General features: G+C 46.3%; 22 protein-coding genes. 8 read left to right on the top strand and 14 right to left on the bottom strand.

Annotation, left to right across the window (positions count from 1 at the left end; genetic code table 11):
• Positions 1-167 precede the first annotated feature (167 nt).
• Complete coding sequence (locus R7035_RS03865; protein ID WP_132936212.1) at positions 168-1,406, top strand: DEAD/DEAH box helicase; 1,239 nt, start codon at positions 168-170, stop codon at positions 1,404-1,406.
• Between the two features lie 66 nt (positions 1,407-1,472).
• Here the strand turns inward: R7035_RS03865 and R7035_RS03860 are convergent, their stop codons facing one another.
• Positions 1,473-2,165: an MOSC domain-containing protein gene (locus R7035_RS03860; protein ID WP_318145972.1), complete on the bottom strand. Its 693-nt coding sequence runs from the start codon at positions 2,163-2,165 to the stop codon at positions 1,473-1,475.
• Positions 2,166-2,276: 111 nt separating this feature from the next.
• Between R7035_RS03860 and R7035_RS03855 the strand changes: the two genes are divergently transcribed.
• On the top strand, positions 2,277-3,092 hold the full coding sequence (locus tag R7035_RS03855; RefSeq protein ID WP_258473907.1) for an AraC family transcriptional regulator: 816 nt from the start codon (positions 2,277-2,279) through the stop codon (positions 3,090-3,092).
• 88 nt (positions 3,093-3,180) lie between these two features.
• Positions 3,181-4,173 (top strand): zinc-dependent alcohol dehydrogenase family protein, encoded by a 993-nt coding sequence (locus R7035_RS03850; RefSeq protein ID WP_005383533.1) that lies wholly within the window; start codon positions 3,181-3,183, stop codon positions 4,171-4,173.
• A 73-nt stretch (positions 4,174-4,246) separates the two neighbouring features.
• On the opposite strand, the gene R7035_RS03845 is transcribed toward R7035_RS03850, so the two are convergent.
• From R7035_RS03845 to R7035_RS03835, 3 genes are all read right to left on the bottom strand, one after another.
• Positions 4,247-4,942 carry a VC0807 family protein gene (locus tag R7035_RS03845; protein WP_005383527.1) on the bottom strand — a complete coding sequence of 232 codons (696 nt, stop codon included), beginning with the start codon at positions 4,940-4,942 and terminating at the stop codon, positions 4,247-4,249.
• Between the two features lie 166 nt (positions 4,943-5,108).
• The gene (locus R7035_RS03840; protein ID WP_255209459.1) at positions 5,109-5,639 is read right to left on the bottom strand and encodes a sigma-70 family RNA polymerase sigma factor; all 531 of its coding nucleotides are present in this window, start codon (positions 5,637-5,639) and stop codon (positions 5,109-5,111) included.
• Between the two features lie 120 nt (positions 5,640-5,759).
• Complete coding sequence (locus R7035_RS03835) at positions 5,760-6,446, bottom strand: DJ-1/PfpI family protein (RefSeq protein ID WP_318145971.1); 687 nt, start codon at positions 6,444-6,446, stop codon at positions 5,760-5,762.
• 126 nt (positions 6,447-6,572) lie between these two features.
• Between R7035_RS03835 and R7035_RS03830 the strand changes: the two genes are divergently transcribed.
• Together R7035_RS03830 and R7035_RS03825 are read left to right on the top strand one after the other, a co-directional pair.
• Entirely contained in the window at positions 6,573-7,529 is a 957-nt protein-coding gene (locus tag R7035_RS03830) for a LysR family transcriptional regulator (RefSeq protein WP_005383524.1), read from the top strand.
• Between the two features lie 127 nt (positions 7,530-7,656).
• The gene (locus R7035_RS03825; RefSeq protein ID WP_005383522.1) at positions 7,657-8,196 is read left to right on the top strand and encodes a CAP domain-containing protein; all 540 of its coding nucleotides are present in this window, start codon (positions 7,657-7,659) and stop codon (positions 8,194-8,196) included.
• 77 nt (positions 8,197-8,273) lie between these two features.
• Here R7035_RS03825 and R7035_RS03820 read toward each other — a convergent pair whose 3' ends face one another.
• From R7035_RS03820 to R7035_RS03805, 4 genes are all read right to left on the bottom strand, one after another.
• A complete protein-coding gene (locus R7035_RS03820; RefSeq protein WP_005374615.1) occupies positions 8,274-8,693 on the bottom strand; it encodes a VOC family protein in 420 nt (139 codons plus the stop codon).
• A 1,229-nt stretch (positions 8,694-9,922) separates the two neighbouring features.
• Positions 9,923-11,491, bottom strand: coding sequence for an alkyl hydroperoxide reductase subunit F (gene ahpF, locus R7035_RS03815; protein ID WP_005374617.1), 1,569 nt, complete (start codon positions 11,489-11,491; stop codon positions 9,923-9,925).
• 334 nt (positions 11,492-11,825) lie between these two features.
• Positions 11,826-12,383 carry an alkyl hydroperoxide reductase subunit C gene (ahpC, locus tag R7035_RS03810; protein ID WP_005374632.1) on the bottom strand — a complete coding sequence of 186 codons (558 nt, stop codon included), beginning with the start codon at positions 12,381-12,383 and terminating at the stop codon, positions 11,826-11,828.
• Between the two features lie 305 nt (positions 12,384-12,688).
• On the bottom strand, positions 12,689-13,147 hold the full coding sequence (locus R7035_RS03805; protein ID WP_038871408.1) for a MarR family winged helix-turn-helix transcriptional regulator: 459 nt from the start codon (positions 13,145-13,147) through the stop codon (positions 12,689-12,691).
• A gap of 137 nt (positions 13,148-13,284) precedes the next feature.
• Here R7035_RS03805 and R7035_RS03800 point away from each other — a divergent pair, with 137 nt between their 5' ends.
• Positions 13,285-13,707 (top strand): organic hydroperoxide resistance protein, encoded by a 423-nt coding sequence (locus tag R7035_RS03800; protein ID WP_005374640.1) that lies wholly within the window; start codon positions 13,285-13,287, stop codon positions 13,705-13,707.
• A 56-nt stretch (positions 13,708-13,763) separates the two neighbouring features.
• Here R7035_RS03800 and R7035_RS03795 read toward each other — a convergent pair whose 3' ends face one another.
• Positions 13,764-14,663 (bottom strand): GyrI-like domain-containing protein, encoded by a 900-nt coding sequence (locus tag R7035_RS03795; RefSeq protein ID WP_054578596.1) that lies wholly within the window; start codon positions 14,661-14,663, stop codon positions 13,764-13,766.
• Positions 14,664-14,847: 184 nt separating this feature from the next.
• On the opposite strand from R7035_RS03795, the gene R7035_RS03790 reads away from it, so the two are divergent.
• Entirely contained in the window at positions 14,848-15,708 is an 861-nt protein-coding gene (locus tag R7035_RS03790) for a helix-turn-helix transcriptional regulator (protein WP_318145970.1), read from the top strand.
• 91 nt (positions 15,709-15,799) lie between these two features.
• Positions 15,800-16,387 carry a GNAT family N-acetyltransferase gene (locus R7035_RS03785; RefSeq protein ID WP_054729911.1) on the top strand — a complete coding sequence of 196 codons (588 nt, stop codon included), beginning with the start codon at positions 15,800-15,802 and terminating at the stop codon, positions 16,385-16,387.
• Between the two features lie 111 nt (positions 16,388-16,498).
• Here the strand turns inward: R7035_RS03785 and R7035_RS03780 are convergent, their stop codons facing one another.
• The 5 genes from R7035_RS03780 to R7035_RS03760 all read right to left on the bottom strand — a co-directional run bounded on the left by R7035_RS03780 (position 16,499) and on the right by R7035_RS03760 (position 21,918).
• Positions 16,499-16,765: a DUF2999 family protein gene (locus tag R7035_RS03780; protein WP_004746427.1), complete on the bottom strand. Its 267-nt coding sequence runs from the start codon at positions 16,763-16,765 to the stop codon at positions 16,499-16,501.
• Between the two features lie 103 nt (positions 16,766-16,868).
• Positions 16,869-17,978 carry a lipocalin-like domain-containing protein gene (locus R7035_RS03775; protein WP_262681079.1) on the bottom strand — a complete coding sequence of 370 codons (1,110 nt, stop codon included), beginning with the start codon at positions 17,976-17,978 and terminating at the stop codon, positions 16,869-16,871.
• Complete coding sequence (locus tag R7035_RS03770; RefSeq protein ID WP_318145969.1) at positions 17,978-20,488, bottom strand: ABC transporter permease; 2,511 nt, start codon at positions 20,486-20,488, stop codon at positions 17,978-17,980. Before R7035_RS03770 ends, R7035_RS03775 begins: the two co-directional genes overlap by 1 nt.
• Entirely contained in the window at positions 20,475-21,185 is a 711-nt protein-coding gene (locus R7035_RS03765; protein ID WP_318145968.1) for an ABC transporter ATP-binding protein, read from the bottom strand. The genes R7035_RS03770 and R7035_RS03765 overlap by 14 nt, the downstream gene beginning before the upstream one ends.
• A gap of 487 nt (positions 21,186-21,672) precedes the next feature.
• Positions 21,673-21,918, bottom strand: coding sequence for a DUF3297 family protein (locus R7035_RS03760; RefSeq protein WP_005374689.1), 246 nt, complete (start codon positions 21,916-21,918; stop codon positions 21,673-21,675).
• Positions 21,919-21,980 lie beyond the last annotated feature (62 nt).

Here is a 21,980-nt window from a genome sequence, read left to right as displayed (position 1 = left end):
CTTTTTTGCGCTTTTTAGTTTTCTGACGATTTGCGTAGGCGACGCTTGGTTTAAGCGCCTAAAATAGGATGGTTCACCTAGCAGATTGTGATAAAGTCCGCGCCTGCGTTTTACCGCATCTTCATTGTTTTTATTGCTTCTTCAACCAAAAGTACAAGGTTTCGCTAATGCCATTTTCTACTCTCTCATTGAGTTCTGAGCTGATTCACGCACTGCCAAAAGACTTCAAGAAACCGACCGATATTCAAGCGTTGGCCATTCCTGAGCTGTTGGCTGGTCAAGATCTATTGGCTTTGGCAAATACAGGCAGCGGCAAAACCCTTGCTTATGGTTTGCCTTTGTTGGAAAAGCTGGGTGTCAATCCAGAGCAAAAGGCGCTGATTCTTGTGCCAACGCGTGAGCTGGCAATGCAAGTGAGTGAAGCAGTTAACCAAGTTGGTCAAGTTATTGGCATTAAAACAGTGTGCTTGTGTGGCGGCGTTGATAAAGAGCAACAACAGCAGGCGCTAGCGACAAATCCTCATATCCTTGTCGCGACGACAGGTCGTTTGGTTGACCTAGCAAACAATGGCCTGGATTTGAGCAATGTTCATTATCTAGTATTGGATGAAGCGGATCGTTTGTTGGATATGGGCTTTTGGCCTGACGTACAAAAGATTTCGATGCAAACCTTCAATCAGCGTCAAACCGCGATGTTCTCGGCAACGTTTTCAGATGAGTTGAAGGGTAAAGCGAAGCTGCTTATGCAGGCACCAAAGCAAGTTGCAGCGCATCAAGAAAACAGCACCAACCAAGATATTGCTGAAACGCTGTACCTCGTCAACAAAGGCAGTAAAACCAAGGCATTGATTGAACTGATTCAAAAAAACGCGTGGGCTCAGGCATTAGTCTTTATTGGTGCGAAAGAGAACGCCGATGGCTTAGCGAAGAAGCTGAATAAAGCGGGCATCTCAACCAATGCGCTGCATGGCAATAAGAGTCAAGATGAGCGAGAAGAAGCACTGGCGCAGTTTAAATCTGGGCAAATTCAGGTGTTGATTGCCACCGAACTACTAGCGCGTGGCATTCACATTGAGCAATTACCTGTAGTGATCAACTTTGAACTGCCAATGCATGCAGAAACTTACGTTCACCGAGTAGGACGTACCGCTCGCGCAGGCCAACAAGGTGTGGCGGTGTCATTGGTTTGTCATGGTGAAATGGACGCACTAAACGCGATTCGTCACCTGACTCAACGTGCATTGCTAGTGCAAGATCTGGTTGGTTTTCCAGTAACGGATAAGCCATCAACTGGCGAGAGCAAACGCGCGCCACGCGATAAAAAAGCCAACCGCCGAACTCATGCTAAGAAGAGCATTAAGCAGTTCCAAGGTAAGTCGAAACGCCCAGCCCCGAGTGCGAAGTAAACCAAAAAAACACGCTCTGGCGGCATAGTTGGTTCAGAGCGTGGCTTAAAATTTTACTTTGGGGTGTTAACTCACAGTTGGGCCAACCAAGCGCATTTCCCAATCTTCAACTTCGCCGGTTTCTAGGCGGCGCTCGACCAGCTTGCCCCAAGACTCGACTAACGGCAGCTCAGACAGCTGAGTGAGTTCTTTTCTATCTAAACAGCCAGTGAAAACCGCGCCCATGATGCGAGCCAGTGGCCATTCTGGATAAGGTCTTTCGCACAGAATAATCTCGTCGCCTGCACCGATATCGCCTTCTTCCAACACTCGGAAATACCAGCCTGTTCGAAGCGTATCTTGCAGTCTTTTCGCCATATCGTGTTGGTCAAAGCGTACGTTAAGTTTCCAACAAGGCATGCGACCTTGCGACACTTCCAGTAGTGTTGAGCCGATGCGAATTTTATCTTTCAAGCAAATCGTGGATTCGGTTACGCCTTCGGAGCTGATGTTTTCGCCAAAGCCGCCGGCGGATTGGAAAATGGTTCTCTCGCCTAATTCTTGTTGCCAGATTGGGTAGTGCTCGCTTGGGTAAATATGAAGCGCTTTTTGAATGCCACCATGAAAGCGCGGATCACCTTGCTCATCACTGATAAAACCGAGCTCTGTTGCATGCTGGCGCTCAGGCAGCACTTGTTTGTTGATTGCGCTTTGCGCACCATGAGCATAAGGGACGGTTTTCCCTGCTAGCACAGCTTTTACGACGCCGATTTTCTTCATGTAACCTCCTTATTATTTGAATGAGAGATAAAGTGTTTACCTTCATTCGCGATGCGGAGCATGATAGCCTAGTAAACTTGTGTCGGTGTAGGGGTGAAAAGACAACTAACAATGCTAACTCGCCAAATTGATTCGAAGTCAGGCGTCGTCACCTCCAATGAGATGATGGCCGCGAATTCCCATTCTCCTGTTTTAGTGAAAACCATCGACATGCCAAAAGGTTACATTGATGCGCTGCATCAACACACTTGGCATCAAATCATCTTTCCTATCAAAGGGTTATTGCAAACACAAACGGAGCATTATCAGCATTTGGTTCCGCACACCTCTGCGTTATTTGTTCCTGCGGGTGTTCAACACGAGTCGATTGCTCTAAGCAATACGATATTTGTTGGTATTTACCTCAACCCTGAGTTTGGTGCGACGTACGAGCCACAAGTGAGAACCATTGCTTTAACGTCGTTTTTAAATGAGCTTTTACAAGAGATCCGCAGACAGTGTGAAGGTGAGACAAGCCACGAAGAAGTGTTGCATTTACTGGCGGTGCTGCATGATCAAATTTTGAAACGCAACGTGCAGACATTTCAGTTATTGCTGCCACAAGACAGACGACTAAAACTGATTTTCGAGCGACTGACTGACGAGCCAGCGTTGAGCTGTTCGCTAAAAGAGTGGGGGGAGAAAATTGGGGCGTCTGAGCGTACTTTATCACGGCTGTTCGCCAAGGAATTCAACACTTCATTTCTACTTTGGCGGCAACAAATTCGGCTAATTTACTCGCTTTCTTTGTTAGATGAATCGTTGCCAATCCAAGCCATTGCAGACCTAGTGGGTTATCAAAACGACTCATCCTACATCAAAGCATTTAAAGCCTATTTTGATATGACGCCACAACAGTTTAGAGTGAACGGCGCATCGCGCAGGTAGAAATACAGAGCTTCGACTTCACTTAATGCTTTTGAGTAGAAGTCGCGAAACTTCCTTTTTGAATTTCAATTACATGGTATGAATAACAATGGCACCAACGATAAATACTCGAGTGAATCAATTCTGTTTTGGTCAACCCAAAACGTCGCTGTCGTTGGAAAAAGAGCCCCTCAAACCGCTTGCTCAGGGCAAGGTTCGGGTGCGACTGGAAGCCACCAATATTAACCCAAGTGACTTGCTTTCCATTCATGGTGTTGGGCAATACCGCCGCGTTCACGTACCACCTCGCGTGCCGGGATTTGAAGCGGTTGGGCGTGTGGTGGAAGTCAGTGCAGTTGGTCAAACTGACCTTCAAGTTGGGCAAAAGGTGTTGGTGGCGATGAGTGGTACTTGGCAATACTACATAGATGCCTCGCCTGAGAATCTTTTTCCGCTACCTGAGAGTTTGGAGAACGGCTATGCCTGTCAGTTGTACATCAACGCGTTAACCGCGTGGGTGATCACCACTAAAGTAGCTAAGTTGAACAAAGACGATGTGGTGATCATCAATGCAGCAGGGTCAGCGATCGGTAAGATATTTGCCCAGCTCGCCCATTCACTGGGTTTTGCACTGATTGCTGTGACCTCAAAGCGAGACGAGTATCCGTGCGATACCATTCCAGTGTTGGACGCGAAGAAAGACTTACAAGCGCAGCTGCAAACGCGCCAACTGCCACAACCAACGGTCGCTCTGGACGCGATAGGTGGTGAGGCTGGCACGGATCTCATTCGTACCTTGAAAGAAAACGGCCAATACATCAACTACGGAACATTGTCGTTAACGCCTTATACGCCTGAGTTTTTTGAATCGATGAAGGCCAACAACATCGACTTTAGTACATTCTTTTTGCGGTATTGGGAAGAATCGGTAGGTAAAGGCGGGAGAAAGACGGTGTTCGCTGAAATGTTAGAACACTTTATTAGCAGCGACATAAAGTTAAACGTTGCATATGATCTGTCGTTAGAGGACTTTCAAACAGCGATTGAAATGGTTGAGCGACGCTCGTCAGCAGTGTCAGGAAAAATCATTTTGACGCTGTGAATTACAGTGGGCCTGTTGAGAAAAGGGAGGATAAAATCCTCCCTTTTTTATGGGTTTATTTGTAATGATAGGGCTATTTTAGATGGAAGATTTGCTCTGTTTCGAGCGATGTCATCGCACGTACTTGACGCCAAATGTAATAAAAAATACCGAACATCATCAACATACTTGGGATGGCAATCATTGGGTAACTGTACAGCGTCATTTTTCCTAACTCTTCGTTAAAGGCAGCAGTACCAGAAGGGCTAGTCACAATCCAAGTCGCAAGGAAGTAGTTCATTGCAGATGAGAACGCAAAAGTACTGGCAAACAGGTAGTTAGAAGACATAAGGCAACGTTCGAACGCATCGGTTTTACCATTTTCTTTTAAACGTTGGTTAATCAACGCGAGGTTCAACACAGTGTCATTCAGTACTAACTTCTGCATCAGCGGGTAGCGGGTAAACGTTGAACCCAAAACCGCTAAACCGATCAGGCCAGGAATCAGGGCTTCTTTTAGTGCTAACCAGCGTGTATCAAGCTCTAACAAGCCGATGCCACCAGTTAGTAGAACACTGATAAAGCCCAGAGCAGAAATAAAGTTAAATTTCTTGTTACGGACAAGGTCCATACCGCCATAAATGATAGGAAATAGCAAAGCGACAACCAGCGCCATTGCTGTCCCTAGATGCTCATCGCCACTAAACTTCATCAAAATGAAGGAAGGGATAAATACGTTGAAAAGGATTTCAAATAAGGGATTCGGCTTTTTCGCCGTCGTGTTACTCATAATGTTTTACTGACTCTACTCTATGTCGGCTGTTATTGTACTTTGACAAGAAGTGTTCATCTAGTCGCGCTTGATGTAAAGCGTTAAAGCGTCGAGTTGTGTAACGACTTATGAAATAGACCGGAGCATAGCCAGTTAGTTTACATGATTGACTACTTTTTGTGTTTTAATGACTCTCCTTCTGTGCGATGATCTGATTACGCGCTCTGAATAATCGAGTCGCCACTGTGTTGTGGTTGAGCCTCAAGGCTTGGGCAATTTCATCATGATTCAACCCAGCCACTAAGCTCAAGAGCAACGGCTCTCGGTATTTGGGTTCGAGAATCATCATTTGTTTTTGAAGCCAATCTTGGGCCATGTCGTAGTCACTGCCAGGGTAGGTTTTTGTCTGTATTGCACACTCATCAATGTCGACAAAATCGTACTGTTTTCTATCAAAGCGCCGAGCATTCTCACGACGCAAAATAGTAATGAGCCAAGACTTCGCGGCGTTGGGGTCATTTAATTTATCAAAGAATCGCCACGCTTTCAGAAAGGTTTCTTGCGCTAAATCTTGAGCAAGGTGGTGATCTTTGCATAACCAATACGCGAGACGGTAGATCTCTTGGTATCGATCTTTCGTCAGTGCTTCGTAACGTTTATGTTTTTCCATAGCATTAAGATAAAAAGTTTGGAGAGCACGTTGTGTCTGCCAGATGAACGACAACCCTTTTTATCGCTTTTACAGTGATAAAAAGGGTTGTTCGATTAGGAAGACAAATTCGAAGAGTTAACCTTCCAAATATCGAAGGGTGACTCTGATTTCTTTCTTACACGCTTAAAATGGTTGGTTGGAAAAGCGTGAGTACTGGATGGCATCTGCGACTTCCTGAGCTTTAGACTCTGAAGTCATAAGGTGAAGTAGCTTAAGAGCAGCTTGATAGCTAACTAGGCTACCGTTCGAAGTGATAACGCCATCATCAATGACAAAATTCTGGTCGACTTGTACTTTGACTGCTGGGTAATCTCTTTGAAAGCCGTTTTCACCTCCGGCCCAAGTTGTTGCTTTTTTGCCGTTTAAAAGGCCAGCTTCGGCTAACAAATACGCGCCAGAGCAATTACTTGCCATCCAATCTGCCGCCTTTGAGGCAGTTTTAATAAAGTGAATGAGATCTTTATTTTCGATTAGTGCATCCATGTCATAGCTGGATGTTAAAACCAATACGTCGAGTTCCGGCAGATCACCAATCCAAGCATCCACACCAATTTTTAATCCTTCTTCAGTGGTGATGGTTTTCTGATCTGAGACGGAAATGGTGAGCACGTCATAATCACTAAACCAAGTGAGACGACTTGCGACGCCAAAAACCTCTAAAGGCGCAGTAACATCAGAGGTCAGTACGCCATCGTAAACCAGAATACCAATTCGTTTATCTGCCGCATGTGCTGTTTGAAGCATCCCAAAGAATAGGACTAGTGTCGCTATCAATAGTTGTAGTGCATTCTTCAATCCGTTTTTACCCATGGTTTTTTCCTCGTTAACAGAGCATCAAGTTGTTGAGGTTCATTATATTTAGGCTAATTAGTGATTGAAGAGCCACTTGGTCTTTACTAAAGTGAATAAAATTCATGAATAGAGTTCATTGGTTATATGGATAAGATACGGTCCCTACGATTTTTTATTGCCACTTTAGATGGCGGTAGTTTTGCTGCGGCTGCCAAAGTGTATGGCACTGACCCTTCGACCGTGAGTAAAGCCATACATCGTCTTGAAAGCGATTTGGGTATACAGCTTTTTCAACGTTCTACGCGACAGAGCCGCCTGACAGAAGCTGGTCGTAGGTACGCAAATACTGCTAGGTTTGTACTGGAGGAGCTGGCGGCATGTGAGGATTCATTAAAAAGTCACAATGATGCGCTTTCAGGGCAGCTTAAGATTAATGTGCCAGTCTCGTACGGTCGCCTCTATATTCGTCCTTTATTAAAAGAGTTTTGTCGCCGCTACCCTAACATCACTATCGATATTCATTACGATGACGCCTACGTTGATATTATTGAGCAAGGTATTGATGTGTCGATTCGCTCTGGCGTCGTTCACGATAGTCAATTGATTGTGCGTCAGCTGAGCCCTATCGAGTTTATCATTTGTGCCAGTCAGGATTACTTAGCGCGCCATGGTGTTCCGAGTGGCCCGGATGTATTCAATGACCATTCTTGGGTTCGTTTTCGTTTTAAACAAACGGGGAAACTGTTGCCGATTCGGATGCCAGAACCAGACGGTGCGAGTGAATATGACCCCGAAAGAAACTATATTGTAAATGACGGTGAATCCATGGCAGAGCTTTGCGCAGAAGGCTTAGGATTAACTCAGATCCCTCATTTTATCGCGAGAGACTGGCTTAAATCGGGGCGTTTAGTGCCGATATTTCCGAGCATGCGCCAAGCAGGAAATGGCGTGTATCTTCTCTATGCCAACCGGGAATATGTGCCTGCACGAGTTAGGGTGTTCATCGATTTTATCACTCAAGCAATACAGGATATGGATGAAACGCCATTCCATACTTGGGCTGAAACGTTGCCGATTTATCGACCGAACCAAGGCGATTGAAAACTTCATGTGAGTCTTTGGTTAAAACCCCCTAAGCTATGTGGCGCTTTTATTGGTTTTTGTTAGTTTATTGGGCGTTATTATCGAAAAGCGCAGTTTGCTCTTCGTCACTCATAAAGGAAAGACAATGCCAACTAAGATCTTAGTGCCTGCTTTGGCCCTACTTCTCAGCGCATGTGGCGGCGATGGGGAGTCGTCAGCCCCAGCAGAAAGCGGCTCACAAAACACAGGTTCCACATCGTCACAAGGCACATTTGTCGAGCAGATGCTTGCAGCGGTCAACAGCGCCCGCTCTACTACACAACAGTGTGGCGCAACCACCATGCCACCTGTTGGGGCCCTGACTTGGAGCTACGATTTGGAAAGCGCCGCTTATCGACATTCAAGCGATATGGCGAACAGCGATTTCATGAGCCACACAGGCTCTGATGGCAGCAAGATGTCAGATCGAGTTAACGCAACGGGCTATGCTTGGAGCGCCATTGGTGAGAATGTCGCCGTAGGGCAAAGCAGCATTAACGCCGTCGTGAATGCTTGGTTATCGAGTGAAGGTCACTGCCTTAATATCATGAGTGCGGATTTTGATCAGATGGGCGCGTCGCTTGTCGAAAATCACTCTACACGCTACGGATATTACTGGACTCAGGTTTTTGCCAAACAGCGCTAATGCGATAAAGAAGCCTGATAGATAAAATAAAACGCCAGCAGTCACTATCTGCTGGCGTTTTATTATTTACATCTCTTTTAGCTTGTCAGGTTACGAAGTTTTGGGTCATCCGCCAGGTATTCAACAAATTCAATCTCAAAACCGGCAGGGTCAACAAAATACACATTTTTGCGGTATGGTTCATCAGCACCAGGTTGGGCAATCGGATAACCTGCATCGGTCAGTCTTTTGATGATTGCATCGACGTTGTTGGTCACATAAGCAAAATGCGCTAGCCCAACTTGGTGCCCGCTCAACTCGCGGTTTTCTCCTTCGCCATGGTCACTCATGGCTATGTATTGATACTCGTCGCCAAAATGTAGCCAGTTTCTTGGTTTGCCACTCCATTCGCCTTTACCTTCATCACGCACGTACCAATGTGGAAATGCAGTTTGGTAAAACTTCAGCATTTCAGGGATATCTTTCACGACTAAGTTAATATGTTCTAGTTGGATCATGATGTGCTCCTTTTTGTCATTTTCTAGCCAACGATGAATATGCTAAAACCTCAAGTTAAGTTTAGGTAAAGGGCTTTTTTAAAATTTTTTAGGGTTGATATCTTTGGGTCTGGATACATTGAGAGATTCGGTGGGTTTGGTGCTTTGAATCTGAGAGCTGGGTTCGGGGCTTGCAACCTTGTTTCACATTTTATTTATTCGTGCTACTCATTTTCGATCGAGTTTACGGTGAGTAGATTCCGAGTCTCACCTAGGTTCGCGGGAATGACGGGAAGAGAACGCTAAACGGACAGCGTCATTCTGAAGGAGCCTAAGCGAGTATTCAGAATCTACTTTCAGTGTGTTGTTATGTTGCGTTGTGAATTGAATTATCCGCGAGCACAGAACCAGTTCCTCCCTTTTGAGCTCTGAGTGTTGAGAGCTTCGGAGTTTGATACAAGGGGAGGTTAGGTGGGGTTGCTAGTTTGAGGTTGAATGTTGGGTAAGGGGCTTGCAACCTTGTTTCACCCTTTGTTTATTCGTGCTAATCATTTTCGATCGAGTTTACGGTGAGTAGATTCCCAGTCTCACCTAGGTTCGCGGGAATGACGGAAAGAGAGTGCTAAACGAAGAGCGTCATTCTGAAAGAGCCTAAGCGAGTATTCAGAATCTATTCGCAGCGCGTTGTGATGCCAGTGGAGTGAATTGAATTATCTGTGACTGTAAAACTTGCCACCTGCACTCGGAATGCTGAGATCTTAAGAGTTTGATATAAGCGAAGGTTAGGTGGGATTGGTGGTTGAATGTTGGGTTAGGTGCTTGCAACCTTGTTTCACCTTTTGTTTGTTCGTGCTACTCATTTTCGATCGAGTTTACGGTGAGTAGATTCCCAGTCTCACCTAGGTTCGCGGGAATGACGGGGAGAGAACGCTAAACGAACAGCGTCATTCTGAAGGAGCCTAAGCGAGTATTCAGAATCTATTCGCAGCGCGTTGTGATGCTGGTGGAGTGAACTGAATTATCCGTGATTGTAGAGCCATTCCCTCCAGTTTGAACTCGGAGCGCTGAGGGATTTGCTTACACCTCTCCCCAAACCAAAAAAGCCAGCAGTTAATATCTGCTGGCAAAGTCTTTGGGCTTCTAGGTTTTTTGATTGTATTTCTTGTTACTCATCGCTGTCACGGTGCCCCGATTGGTTTTCCGGGGAAGAAAACACAGCACCGTGCGCTTTGTGCTCAAGAAATTGGAGATTAACCTTGCTTACGGATTAGGTAGTCAAATGCGCCTAAGCTTGCTTTTGCACCTTCACCCATCGCAATGATGATCTGTTTGTAAGGAACGGTTGTTGCGTCACCCGCTGCGAACACACCTTCTAGGCTAGTATCGCCACGGCTACCGACTTCAATCTCACCGCGCTCAGATAGGGCTACTTCTGAATCTTTTAGCCATTCTGTGTTTGGTACTAGACCGATTTGAACAAAGATACCTGACAGTTCAATCTCTTTGATTTCGTCTGTGTTGCGGTCTTTGTACTTCAAGCTTGTTACGCGAGTACCGTCACCCACCACTTCTGTTGTTTGCGCCATCGTGATGATGTCTACGTTTGGTAGTGAGTTCGCTTTGTCGATAAGCACTTGGTCTGCGCGAAGTACGTCTGCGAATTCAAGAACCGTTACGTGTTCTACGATACCAGCAAGGTCGATAGCTGCTTCGATGCCTGAGTTACCACCGCCGATAACCGCAGTTTTCTTGCCTTTGAACAGTGGACCGTCACAATGTGGGCAGTACGCGACACCTTTGTTGCGGTACTCTTGCTCTCCCGGAACGTTCATTTCACGCCAGCGTGCACCTGGGCTTAAGATGACACTCTTACTCTTCAGCGTTGCGCCGCTTTCAAGTTGGATGTGAATCAAACCATCTTCTGTGTGTGCTGCACCCATTAGCTTCTCAGCTTGTTGCTCAGTCACGACGTCTACATCGTATTCTTTTAGGTGTTCTGCTAGGTCAGTTGCCAGTTTTGGACCTTCAGTACGTTTTACCGAAATGAAGTTCTCAATTGCCATGGTGTCCATAACCTGACCACCAAAGCGTTTAGCAACAACACCAGTGCGAATACCTTTACGAGCAGCATAAAGAGCAGCTGCGCTACCACCAGGGCCACCGCCGACAACAAGTACGTCGTATGGGTCTTTTTCGCTTAGTGCTTTCGCCGCTTTCTCGCTCGCGCCGTCATCCACTTTGTTTAGGATTTCAGTCAGAGACATACGGCCTTGACCGAATAGCTCACCGTTCACGAATACACTTGGTACTGCCATGATGTCGCGTTGTTTCACTTCATCTTGGAACAAACCACCGTCGATCATGGTTGCTTTTACTTTCGGGTTGATCGCCGCCATCATGTTGAACGCTTGAACCACGTCCGGACAGTTTTGACACGACAGTGAAATGAAGATTTCTACGTCTAGATCTTTGTCTAGTGCTGCGATTTGCTCAATCACTTCTGGTTCTAGTTTGATTGGGTGACCGCCAGAGTGAAGCAGTGCCAATACTAGAGAGGTAAATTCGTGACCCATTGGCAAGCCTGCAAAGCGTAGTGCTGTGCCTTTAGCTGGGTTAGTTACCGCCATCACTGGTTTACGTGCGCTTGCGTTGTCGTCACGTTCAACGGTGATTAGGTCGCTCATCTCTGCGATTTGGTTCGCTAGAGACAAAATGTCATTCGATGCTTTGCTTTCATCTAGACTAACCACTAAACGAACTTCTTCTTTTACATTAGCCAGATATTGTTTGAGTTGTTGTTGGATCGCTTGGTCTAACATAGTTGTTACTACCTTAATTAAATAGTTACCAATCAAAACAAGTATTTGTTCATTCTTGCTAGCTAAAATCGTTGATAACTGCGTTATAGATTTTGTAGTTAGAGTAACTAGCTATCGAAAATCTATGCCTGGTTCTAAACGATTTTTTCTACGCAATTACTGCACACCTACTTATTCAGATAGGTAATAAAAAGTGGTTACTGTAGATAAAACCTGAGGGGGAGAGAGCAAATCAGGCAGAAGGTCGTCAAGGTATCTAACCTGAAGTGCTCTCTAATTCAGTTCTAATCAGAAAAAGGAAATCGGAACTGATTAGAACTTAAATTTCAGTGGCTTAGATTTTACCAACTAGGTCTAGTGATGGAGCTAGTGTCTCTTCACCTTCTTTCCATTTAGCTGGGCAAACTTCGCCTGGGTGTGCTGCTACGTATTGAGCTGCTTTCACTTTGCGTAGTAGGTCTTCTGCGTCACGACCGATACCTTCAGCAGTGATTTCCATTGCTTGGATAGTACCTTCTGGGTCGATTAGGAACGTAGCGCGGTCTGCAAGACCTTGACCTTCACGCATCACACCGAAGTTGTTTGTGATGTTGCCTGTTTGGTCGCCAAGCATGTAGTACTGAATCTTACCGATTGTGTCTGAGCTGTCGTGCCATGCTTTGTGAGTGAAGTGTGTATCAGTTGATACTGAGTAAACTTCTACGCCACGTTTTTGTAGCTCTTCGTAGTGGTCTGCTAGGTCGCCCAGTTCTGTTGGACATACAAACGTAAAGTCTGCTGGGTAGAAGAAGAATACTGCCCATTTACCTAGAACGTCTTGTTCTGTTACTTCAACGAATTCGCCGTTTTTGTACGCTGTAGCTGCAAATGGTTTGATTTGAGTATTAATCATAATTTACTTTCCTTTGAATGTTTTAAGCTGAGCTGTTGTTGCTTTCGGAAAGTATATTCTCATCGGAGTGTGTTTAAGGAAAATCGCTTGTAACTATCCTATTGATAGCCATTTCCTATTTCACTTGATAGGGAAATCCGATGTAAGTGAGTTTGCTTTGATAGGTTTTATTGAAGATGAACGCAGATTAGCAATAGAGAATACCGATGATGACTTTGAGTAGATCTTCTAGCTAAGATCGAAAGAGCCTGCATCTCGGCAGGCTCTTTCTAATAGGAAGTGGTGAAGCGGATACTTCTATCTTGTTAGCTCAGATTGTCGAGCACTTTGCCACACAACTTCTTCAGCATGATCATTTCATCCAGCTCTAATGTGATTTTGCACATCATGGCGTTTGGCACCGACTTGGCTTGTTCTCTGAGATCACGACCTTGCTCGGTGAGGTTGAGTACGCGAACGCGCTCATCGGTTTCACTTCGGCCGCGCTCTACATAGCCTTTTGCTTCTAAGCGTTTAAGCAGCGGCGTGAGTGTGCCTGAATCCAAATGCAGTTGTGACCCCAACTCTTTCACACTGGCACCATCTTTCTCCCACAGCACCATCATCACTAAGTACTGCGAATAAGTCAGATCAAGCTCGTCCAGCAACGGGCGGTAAGCTCGGATCACTGCGTTTGCTGCGCTGTAGAGCGGGAAGCAAACTTGGTTTTCGAGTAAGAGTTTATCGTCGTCGGTCATGGTGTTGTCGGTGTAACACTGGCTCATTGGCGTTGCCTACCTGCTCGTAGAGAAAGAGAGTTATAAAATAAATTGTGCACAATATAGTTGCAAACTATCTTCACTTCGATATAAGATTGTAAGCAATTAAATTTTGCGCAACTTAAATTAAGAAGGACACTCGTATGACTACTCTATACAAAACTCAAGCTACCGCTTTGGCTGGTCGTAATGGTCAAGTAAAAACTGATGACGGTCTTCTCGATCTAGAGCTGTCATACCCGAAAGAAATGGGCGGCACAGGCGCAGCAACTAACCCAGAACAGCTTTTCGCAGCGGGTTATTCAGCGTGTTTTTCTAACGCGATTTTGCACGTAGCGCGTGAAGGTAAAGTAAACCTGAAAAGCGCTCCTGTAACGGCAGAAGTGGGCATCGGTCCGAACGACAACGGCGGCTTTGCACTAACAGTGAGCCTAGCGGTAGAGCTAGACATGCCGCAAGAACAAGCGCTAGAGCTAACGCGCATTGCACACCAAGTTTGCCCATATTCAAACGCAGTTCGTGGCAACATTGATGTGGCAGTAACGGTAAACGGCGAAGCAATTTAAGCGGTTTCAACCACTGCACAAAGACAAGAAAGCCTGCAAGTACGCAGGCTTTTGGTTTATTTGATGGCAGTGCAGAAGCTAACGTCTGCATGGTGCGTTTGTGGGTCAAAGCTGTGGTAAAGCTCAAAGCAAGGACGGTCGTCGTTCTCAATACCGGATTCAATTACCTTGCTCATGACATCATCCCATGCTTTTGAGTATTGGCTCGGGTCAGTAATGTGCTGGCGCATCACCGCATATTGACCACCGGGGAAGTCTTGCAGCTCAATGCCTTTTGGAACTTCCGTATCTTCTGGCACCATCAAGCAGATATCAGTGCGACACTTCTCGTCTGGCGTGATTTCTGGATTGTCATGGTAGATGAAGATGCAGGTATTGTCTGCCAAACCTTTCATTCCTGCCCATTGATACAAGCGACCTGATGGCTCCTCATAGCCTTGGCCGTAAGGGCCGTTTACGCGAATGTAAGCCAGTTTTGCTTTTTCAAAGTTTTGCGTTTCCATTGTCATGCTCCATTTGGTGAGTTCAGAGCCAGTATATGAATCGCTTGGTGTTACTTCGTTTCCATTCTTGCGCAACGTGTGTCCAATCTTGCTGTTTCGTGCTAATTCAGAAAACTGCTGGTAGTTTTCGCAGTCGCGAAAGGCCGTAGGTGTAACGCCATAATGTTGTTTGAAGGCTTTGGCTAAGCTCTGTGAGCTAGAAAATCCGTACTCTAGGGCAATGTTTAATACCGGTTGCTTGGATTTGAATAAGTCATCGGCGGCGGCTTCTAGACGCAAACGTCGAATGAAATCAGCTAATGTCTCGCCTTGCACGGCTTTGAAGGTGCGATGAAAGTGATAAGGAGAAAGGTTCGCCAGCGCGGCCACTTCTGGCAGATTGAGTGGTTCATTAAAGTGTTGTTCTAAATAACGAATCACAGGAACCAGTCGTTTGTGGTAGTCGACGCGCATCGGGGGATTTCCTTGTTCTGTTCAGCTTGTTTTCTCTGCTCAAAGCCTACCGCAATCCAACAAGCTTGCAAGGGAGCCGCGTGAGAAATGCGTGGCGAGATGAGCATCAATCAGTCACACTCAACGAGCAGATGTTGAAGCAAAAACGTTGCGCTCATTATCTTTACTAACCACTAGGACAATCATGATAGCTTGGAAACAGTCTCTGCCAGAGTACGAATGGCTTATTCATCAAATTTGGTACTTGGAAGTGCCAGAGGGTGAAGTCATTGACCCCAAGCCGCACCTTATTCCAAACCCGCGCGCTCATTTACTCTTTACGCCACCAGTGCAAGGCTACCGCTACGACACGGGAGACACAAAGCTTGCTGGCAAAGGCTGCCATTTATTAACGGCTAACGAGCATTTGCTGTTGTTGGAAGATACGGCTCCCATCAAGCGTATTGGTATCACCTTTCGTCCAGAGGGTCTGTATGCCATTGAATCACGGTTTAGTGATGCATCCCAAGTTGCAGCAATTAACCAATGCGAATGGTTTGATTGGCTCAACACGGCGTTTGATGTGTGCTTTCAACAAGGGTTATGGCAGCTAGAGTTGCAAGATTCACCGCAATGTTTGCTGAACTACATCAAACGACATCTAGATGCGTTAGATATCGAACCTTGTTGCACCAAACCGTTTTTGGCATCGCAAAAAGCGGCATCCGTGATGGACGCTCAAGCGCTACGCTCACCTGAGCTAGCGATGGATATTGATGAGATAGCCAAACAATGCGCCTGTTCTCGAAGAACGCTTGAGCGCAGTTTCAAGCAAGTAGTGGGGCTGAGCGTTAAGCAGTATCAACAAATGGCACGTCTGGAGCAGATGATTTTGACCCTCTACAAACAAGAAGCAATTGATTGGGCGAGTTTCTCACAACAATTTGGTTTCAGTGACCAATCGCATTTGATTCGTACCCTCAAACAGCAGCTAAGAAAAACGCCAAGCAAATACTTGAAAAAGCGCGACTTAACCATCGATATCTATGGCGATTTTGAGTCGTAATACATCGCTAATCAGCCCGAAAGTTGTCGCAAAAATCCAATTTTTCTCTTATTCGCTGGGCTACTATTCTCAGCAGATAACGAGGTAACACATGTCATATCAAAAACTAAAACAAGGCGAAGCCATCCCATTTAACGAATCGTTGACTATCCAACTGATTCAAGGCTCTGATCTACAAGATATTATCGAGATGTTGAACGACGATAAGGTCAATCAGTATCTGTTCTTCGCTCCTGCTGACAACAGCCTGTATGAGGGTTTCTTTGGCCCTATTATTGAAAATACGGCACAAGCGATCAAAGAGGGTGTTTGGCCAGATAGCCCAACGTTCGTGATTCGTGACCAACAAGGTCAGTACATGGGAATGTGTGCGGTGACCGCAGTGATGTTCTTAGCTGGCAACTACGAAGTGGGTTATCAGTTACCTACTTGCGCATGGGGCAAAGGCGTTGCGACTCGCGCTTGTCAAATGATGACCGAGATTGGATTTACTGAGCTAAACGCCCATAAAGTCAGTGCGGATTGCTACGCTTCTAATGCTGGTTCTTACAAAACGTTAGAGAAAAATGGTTTTACTCAAGAAGGCCGTCAGAAAGACTACTACAAACGAGAGCAAGGCTTTGACGACAAGCTGTACTATGGCATGACAGCAGAGCAATTCGCGTCTTTAAATCGCTAATAATTAGCCGACAAAAAAGTAGCTAACAACAAAGTAGCCAACAAAAAAGGCCGTTAACCCACATGCTCGGGTTAACGGCCTTTTCTATATTCAGCGCTAAATGGCTAACACTTAGTTGCCTTGGTTTTGGCTTTGAAGCTTCTCTTTTGCTTCTTCAACCTTTGAGAAATCCAATCCCAACTCGTCTACGGCTTCTTTAATTAGCGCAGGGTTTTGCATCACTTGCGCCATCAGCATTTGTAGCTTGTCTTGTGGCAAACCTAGTTGGCTGATTGTTGCCATTGCCGCTAGAGGGTTTTGCGTCAGAGTCTGAAAAATCTCGTTGATTTGTTCGTCGCTGATGTTGTTCTCTTTTAGCAAGGCGATAATTGGGTTCATCATATTTCCTTTCAATTATTCATTGGATGACACTGAGGTGCAGTGTATCACTCGGTTACCTGTGTTTGTACTAGCTGAATAATTAGGGTAATCACTCAACTTTTCAATACCCCGTTAGTTCCATATAACCTGTCCCAGAATGAGAGCCCTCAATACGCACTGGGCCTTCCCAATAAGGCACAGAAAGGGGCATTTTCGCGTTCGGGTTGAGGGCAGAAACCGTAAGTTCGATTTGCTGGTTAGGAATCGATACTTGCCACTCGGTTGGATACTTTCGCCCTTGGATTTCTGTTTGCTTAGTTGCCTTTAACTGAATGTCTTTTTGAGAAATGGCGATGCCAGAGCCATCTTGCTGCATCAGTCTTGCGTTGGAGTAACTGGCTGCTCCGGTTTTGGAATCCCGCAATTGGAACACCACCAAGCTGGTTTCGTCACTCAATCTTAGAGCAAACCAGTCCCAGCCTTGTTGTGAGTCGAGTAAGAATTGCGAGCTCCACTCTCGATCTATCCAACCTTTGCCCGACACTTGATGGGTTTCACCGTCGATGGTGACTTCACCGGAGACATCAATAAACGGTTGGCTGTAGTAATACGACGCCACCTGACCATTGGCACTTTTGGTGCTGTAACCTTGCTCGCCTTGCTTTTGATAAGGCGCAGTGCTGGTAAGTGTCAGCGAATAGCCAAACTGTTCGGAGTTTGCATTCAATGTGGCAGGGAAGAGATCGGTGGTTGAAGAAGTCCACTGCCAATCATCGAGGTAAACCCGAAATGGTGAAGAATCAACGCCTGCGAGAGAGGCTTGATCGCGCGACCATTTTTCATCGGCGTAATGTTTGTCCGTTGTAGTGACCGCGCTGTGCGCCATGTAGATTTGTTGAGCTTGCCACTCGGTTTTCTTCACGTCATCTTCGTCCTTTGGCGGCGCAGCAGCAAAGCGAAATTGTGTCCACTGGACGCCAAGTGGGTTGCCGTCTGCATCGATTAAGTTGGCGGTTAAATACCACCATTCATGACGAAAATTCGGGTGCGCTTGATGATCGGTAGGAAAGGTGAGTTCAACCCCTTTTTCTACGGGTGTGAATAGGTTGCTCTCGCTTTGCGTGTCTCCACTGCCCAGCAACGTGCCCATATTTTTTTGTTGGGTATCTTCACAACCGAACAGGAATAAGCTGCTTATGAGTAGAGTAAGTTTGCTTGCTAATCGAACCATCACAACACCTCGCTTTGCAAACTGGACACGACAGGCTTACTGACCAATCGCCACAGCGGAATCAAGGTTGCAATCACTGCCACCAAGATGGTGATTGCCGCAATGCTCAGCGCATCACTCCAATTCCACAGATAATTTAAACTCCAACCAAAAGCGCGCAAGGTGACGATGTCTGTCAGTACATAACCCACCATGGCTCCGAGGGGCAGGGCGATAACCAGAGTAAAACTGACTAAAGCGACGATCTGTCCGACCACCATGGTCATTAATTTAAGACGACTAACACCAAGTGCGAACAGCCTTGCAATAGCGGCTTTGCGCGCGTCGAGTAACATGAAACAAGCACTGCACAAACCAATCACCGCGACCATCAACGTCACGCCATTGAGCGCACGCGTAATGGCGAAGGTTTGCGAGAAAATATCCAACGCGATGGATTTGATTTGCGCTTGATCGTAGAGCTGACTTGGATGCAGATTTAATTGCTCGCGCAGTTGCTCGTAGACGATTTGTGGGTCTCCTGATACTTTAATGCCAAGGCTTGTCGGTAGGTCGGTAAACCCGCTCTCTTTCCATAACTTTGGTGCCAATAACACTTCACCGTTGGGTGAGCCGTAATCATGGAATATCGCACCCACAAGCAGGTTCTTATTTGGAACAGCATCAAGCGTGAGCTCGCTACCCAGTGATATACCCAATTTGACCGCGGTTGGTTCACTGATCGCGACTGACTCACCTTGGTAAAAACGCTGCCAGAAGTTCTCCAAATGCGATTTGAACACCATGGTTTGCTCTAAGGTGTCTTTGTCTTTAGTGCCAAGCAAAATCGGTAAACCTTGCAGGTTATCATCGACGTAGTATTGCTTGTAGACGGTCTCAACCTTATCGAACTGCCCTAACTCGCGCTCCACATCAGCGATTTCCCCTTGGGCAGGGCTGACGTAAATATCAGCGTGTAACCTTTGTTCTAACCACTGCTTTAGGGTGGACTCAAAGCTGCCAACTAGCGTGTTCATGCCCATATTGGCAGTAACGGCGAGTAGCAGTGCCATCATGGCGAGAGAAAGCGGAGAAATCAGCTCGCGCAGCTCAGCAAACAGGTACTGCATCAAACTGGAAGTGGTGCGCTTTTCACACCAATTGGCTAAGACGCTGAGTGTTTTGGGTAGATACAAAGGAATCGACACCACAAGCACGCCGAGCCACGCCATGGTAAAGCGATGATGCTCACTCAGCCATAACCCTGCGAGTGCGAGAGCCGTCAACGCAGCACCTATCACGAACAATTGGTTTTCGTTAGAGGCTTCCGGCGCTTGATAAAATCCGCCATGAGAGGAAAGCGGCTGGCGCACTCGCTGTTTAAAGTGCTGCCAACATGCCACTAGGGTTGCGGTTAACGTGAGTAGCAGGGCTTGCGCCCACCATTGCCACTGCCAAGTGCCGGGCAGCAGTGTCGCGCCATAAAGTTGTTCTAGAGTCAGTGCCACGGTCGGATGTAACCAGTGGCTAAGCTGCATGCCCAATACAAAACCGAGGGAAGCGCCGATGGTAACGAGAATAGTGAGTTCAACTAACAGCGCAGAGAACACAATGCTCGGCGCAACACCCGCTTGTTGAATTTGCACTAACAGCCGATTGCGTTTAAGCAAGCTGTACTTTACGCCGTTGTAAGCGATGAACAGCCCGACTAAAAACGCGAGTAAGCTCATTGCCGTGAGGTTGAGGTGAAAGCTGTCGGTCAGCGAACCAAGGTCGGTACTTTGATTATTGGCAATCCATTGTCCTTGCTCACCAATAAGGTTCTGCCAATTTGCTTGCGTGTCTTTATTCCCTTTATCACCCGAATGGAAAACCGCAATGTAACTGAGCTGTCCTTGTTTATTGAGCAGTTGCTGGGCAAAGCCAATGTCCATCAACATTCGGCTACCTAACTGCCATTCGTCAGGTAGCACCACCACTTGGGTTGGAATGTCGTCCAGAGTTAGGGTTTCTACCTCTCCTAAGTTTTGATGTTGAGATTGGCTCATCATCACGATTGGCTTGCCGGCTAAAAGCTCAGGCAAAGGTAAAGCACTATCGAACAAAGACACGTTCTGTTCACTATCTGATGAATAGCGAGAACGTGAAGAGATAGCGGCAATCAACTCGCTACCTTGCACTGACCAGCGACGCCCTTGTTCGTCTCTCACTCGCCCTTCGATTATCGGCAGTGCTGCACTGAGTCCGTTTTGTCTAAGGGCGAAGTAGAGCGATTCAGGCAGATAGTTTTGACCTGCTGGTGGAATAATTACGTTCTGAGCTTGTGCGCTAAGCTGCTCGGTAGACTCTGCATAACTGCGCTTGGCATTGAGGTTGATGGCTTGCACCGCAACAAACAAGGTCACTGCCAGCACGATACCGATCAGAATTGCGGCGGCTTGCAGTGGCGCCTGCCGATAGTGCGCTGCAAATAGATTCAGGGCGAGTTGAGTATGAGTGAATCTGATGTTTGATGGCTTAGCTTGCTTCATGGCGAAGCTCATGTTTGTTTTGGTGATGACTGTTCTGTAGCTGACTATTATCTAATCGCAGCCGTGTTTTCATAAACTCAGCGCATTCAGGGCTGTGGGTGACTAACAGCACTGCCGTATTGCCTTGGGTGGTGATTTCACTGAGTAGCTTCATCACTTCTAACCCCGCTTTTTGGTCGAGGTTACCTGTGGGTTCATCAGCAAGTAGCAGTTTAGGTTTGTGTGCCAATGCGCGCGCAATAGCGACTCGTTGTTGTTGGCCACCGGAAAGGGCAGAAACATGTCTGTCGAGAAGTTGGCTGATGCCTAGAGTCTCGACCAAATAATCGCACCAGTCGTTCCATTTCTGCTGATTCAAATGCAGAGGGAAGGCGATGTTTTGCTGCACGTTGAGCGGCGTTAATAGATTGAATTGCTGAAAGATAACACCGAGTTTTTGGTGTCGAAATTGGCTCCATTGTGGGTCTTTCCAAGCCGCTGTGTTATCGCCATCTAACCACAACTCACCTTCGGAAAGTGGCTCAAAGCCAGCGATGACATTGAGTAAAGTACTTTTGCCGCTACCACTTGCGCCCGTTAGCGCAACACTCGCTCCTGTGTTCAACGTAAAGTCGACGCCTTCTAACACGCGATGTGTCTCTTTGCCATCAACAAAGCTTTTGCTGGCGTGTTTGAGTGTGACAAGTGGGCTTTCCATTTCCTCTCCCTGTATTCAAAAGGTGTCGTTTCTTTTGGCAATCACTATTGCAGTTGTGTCTCTAGAAACTTTAGACAACAATCAGATAAAAACAGCGATTTACATCGATTTTAGGGTCTGTTGACCTTTCGAGCTGATTTTTGCAGCGAATTGTTGGGTATTTGTGCAAGGCAGAAGCTTTGATGTGTAGTTAGCCTACATGAAAAAGCTGATAACGCAGGAGAAATGACCAACAAACGCTGCCCAAAGGGTTCGGCTAAAATCGTTCTATGCTTTGTTAAGGAGTATTTACTTAGAATGCTAGGCTACACAGTCCTTGCCTCGCCTAAAACGATTTTATCTCGAACAAAATTTAATCTCGAAAGATAAACAGACCCTACTTTGTACTGAAAAGAAGAGGGAAGAGATTAAATGAGGAAGGGATATGACAGGCATTAAAAAAGCCCGAGTCAGACTCGAGCTTTCAAAGATATTAAGCGTGGTCAGCTTACACGTAGTACGCTTCAACTTCGCCTTTAAGCTTGATTAGCATTGGGTTACCGAAACGGTCTTTTGCTTTAGGAGAAGCAATTTTTACCCAACCTTCGCTGATGCAGTATTCTTCTACGTCAGTACGCTCTTGACCGTTGATACGAATACCGATTTGGTGCTCGAAGCATTCTTTGATGAAGAATGGGCTACGTGGGTTACCCGCTAGGCGATCTGGTAGAGCTGGTTTAGCTGTATCTGTCATTTTGTTTGACCTTGAAGTCATTAAAAAAAGTGCGCTATTGTAGTCAGTGCACTGTGTGTGTT

Source organism: Vibrio sp. 1731 (assembly GCF_033339955.1).
In the GTDB taxonomy this organism is placed as follows: domain Bacteria; phylum Pseudomonadota; class Gammaproteobacteria; order Enterobacterales; family Vibrionaceae; genus Vibrio; species Vibrio alginolyticus.
The sequence above is the reverse complement of the archived record's forward strand: the minus strand, read 5'-3'. Positions and strand labels throughout refer to the sequence as shown.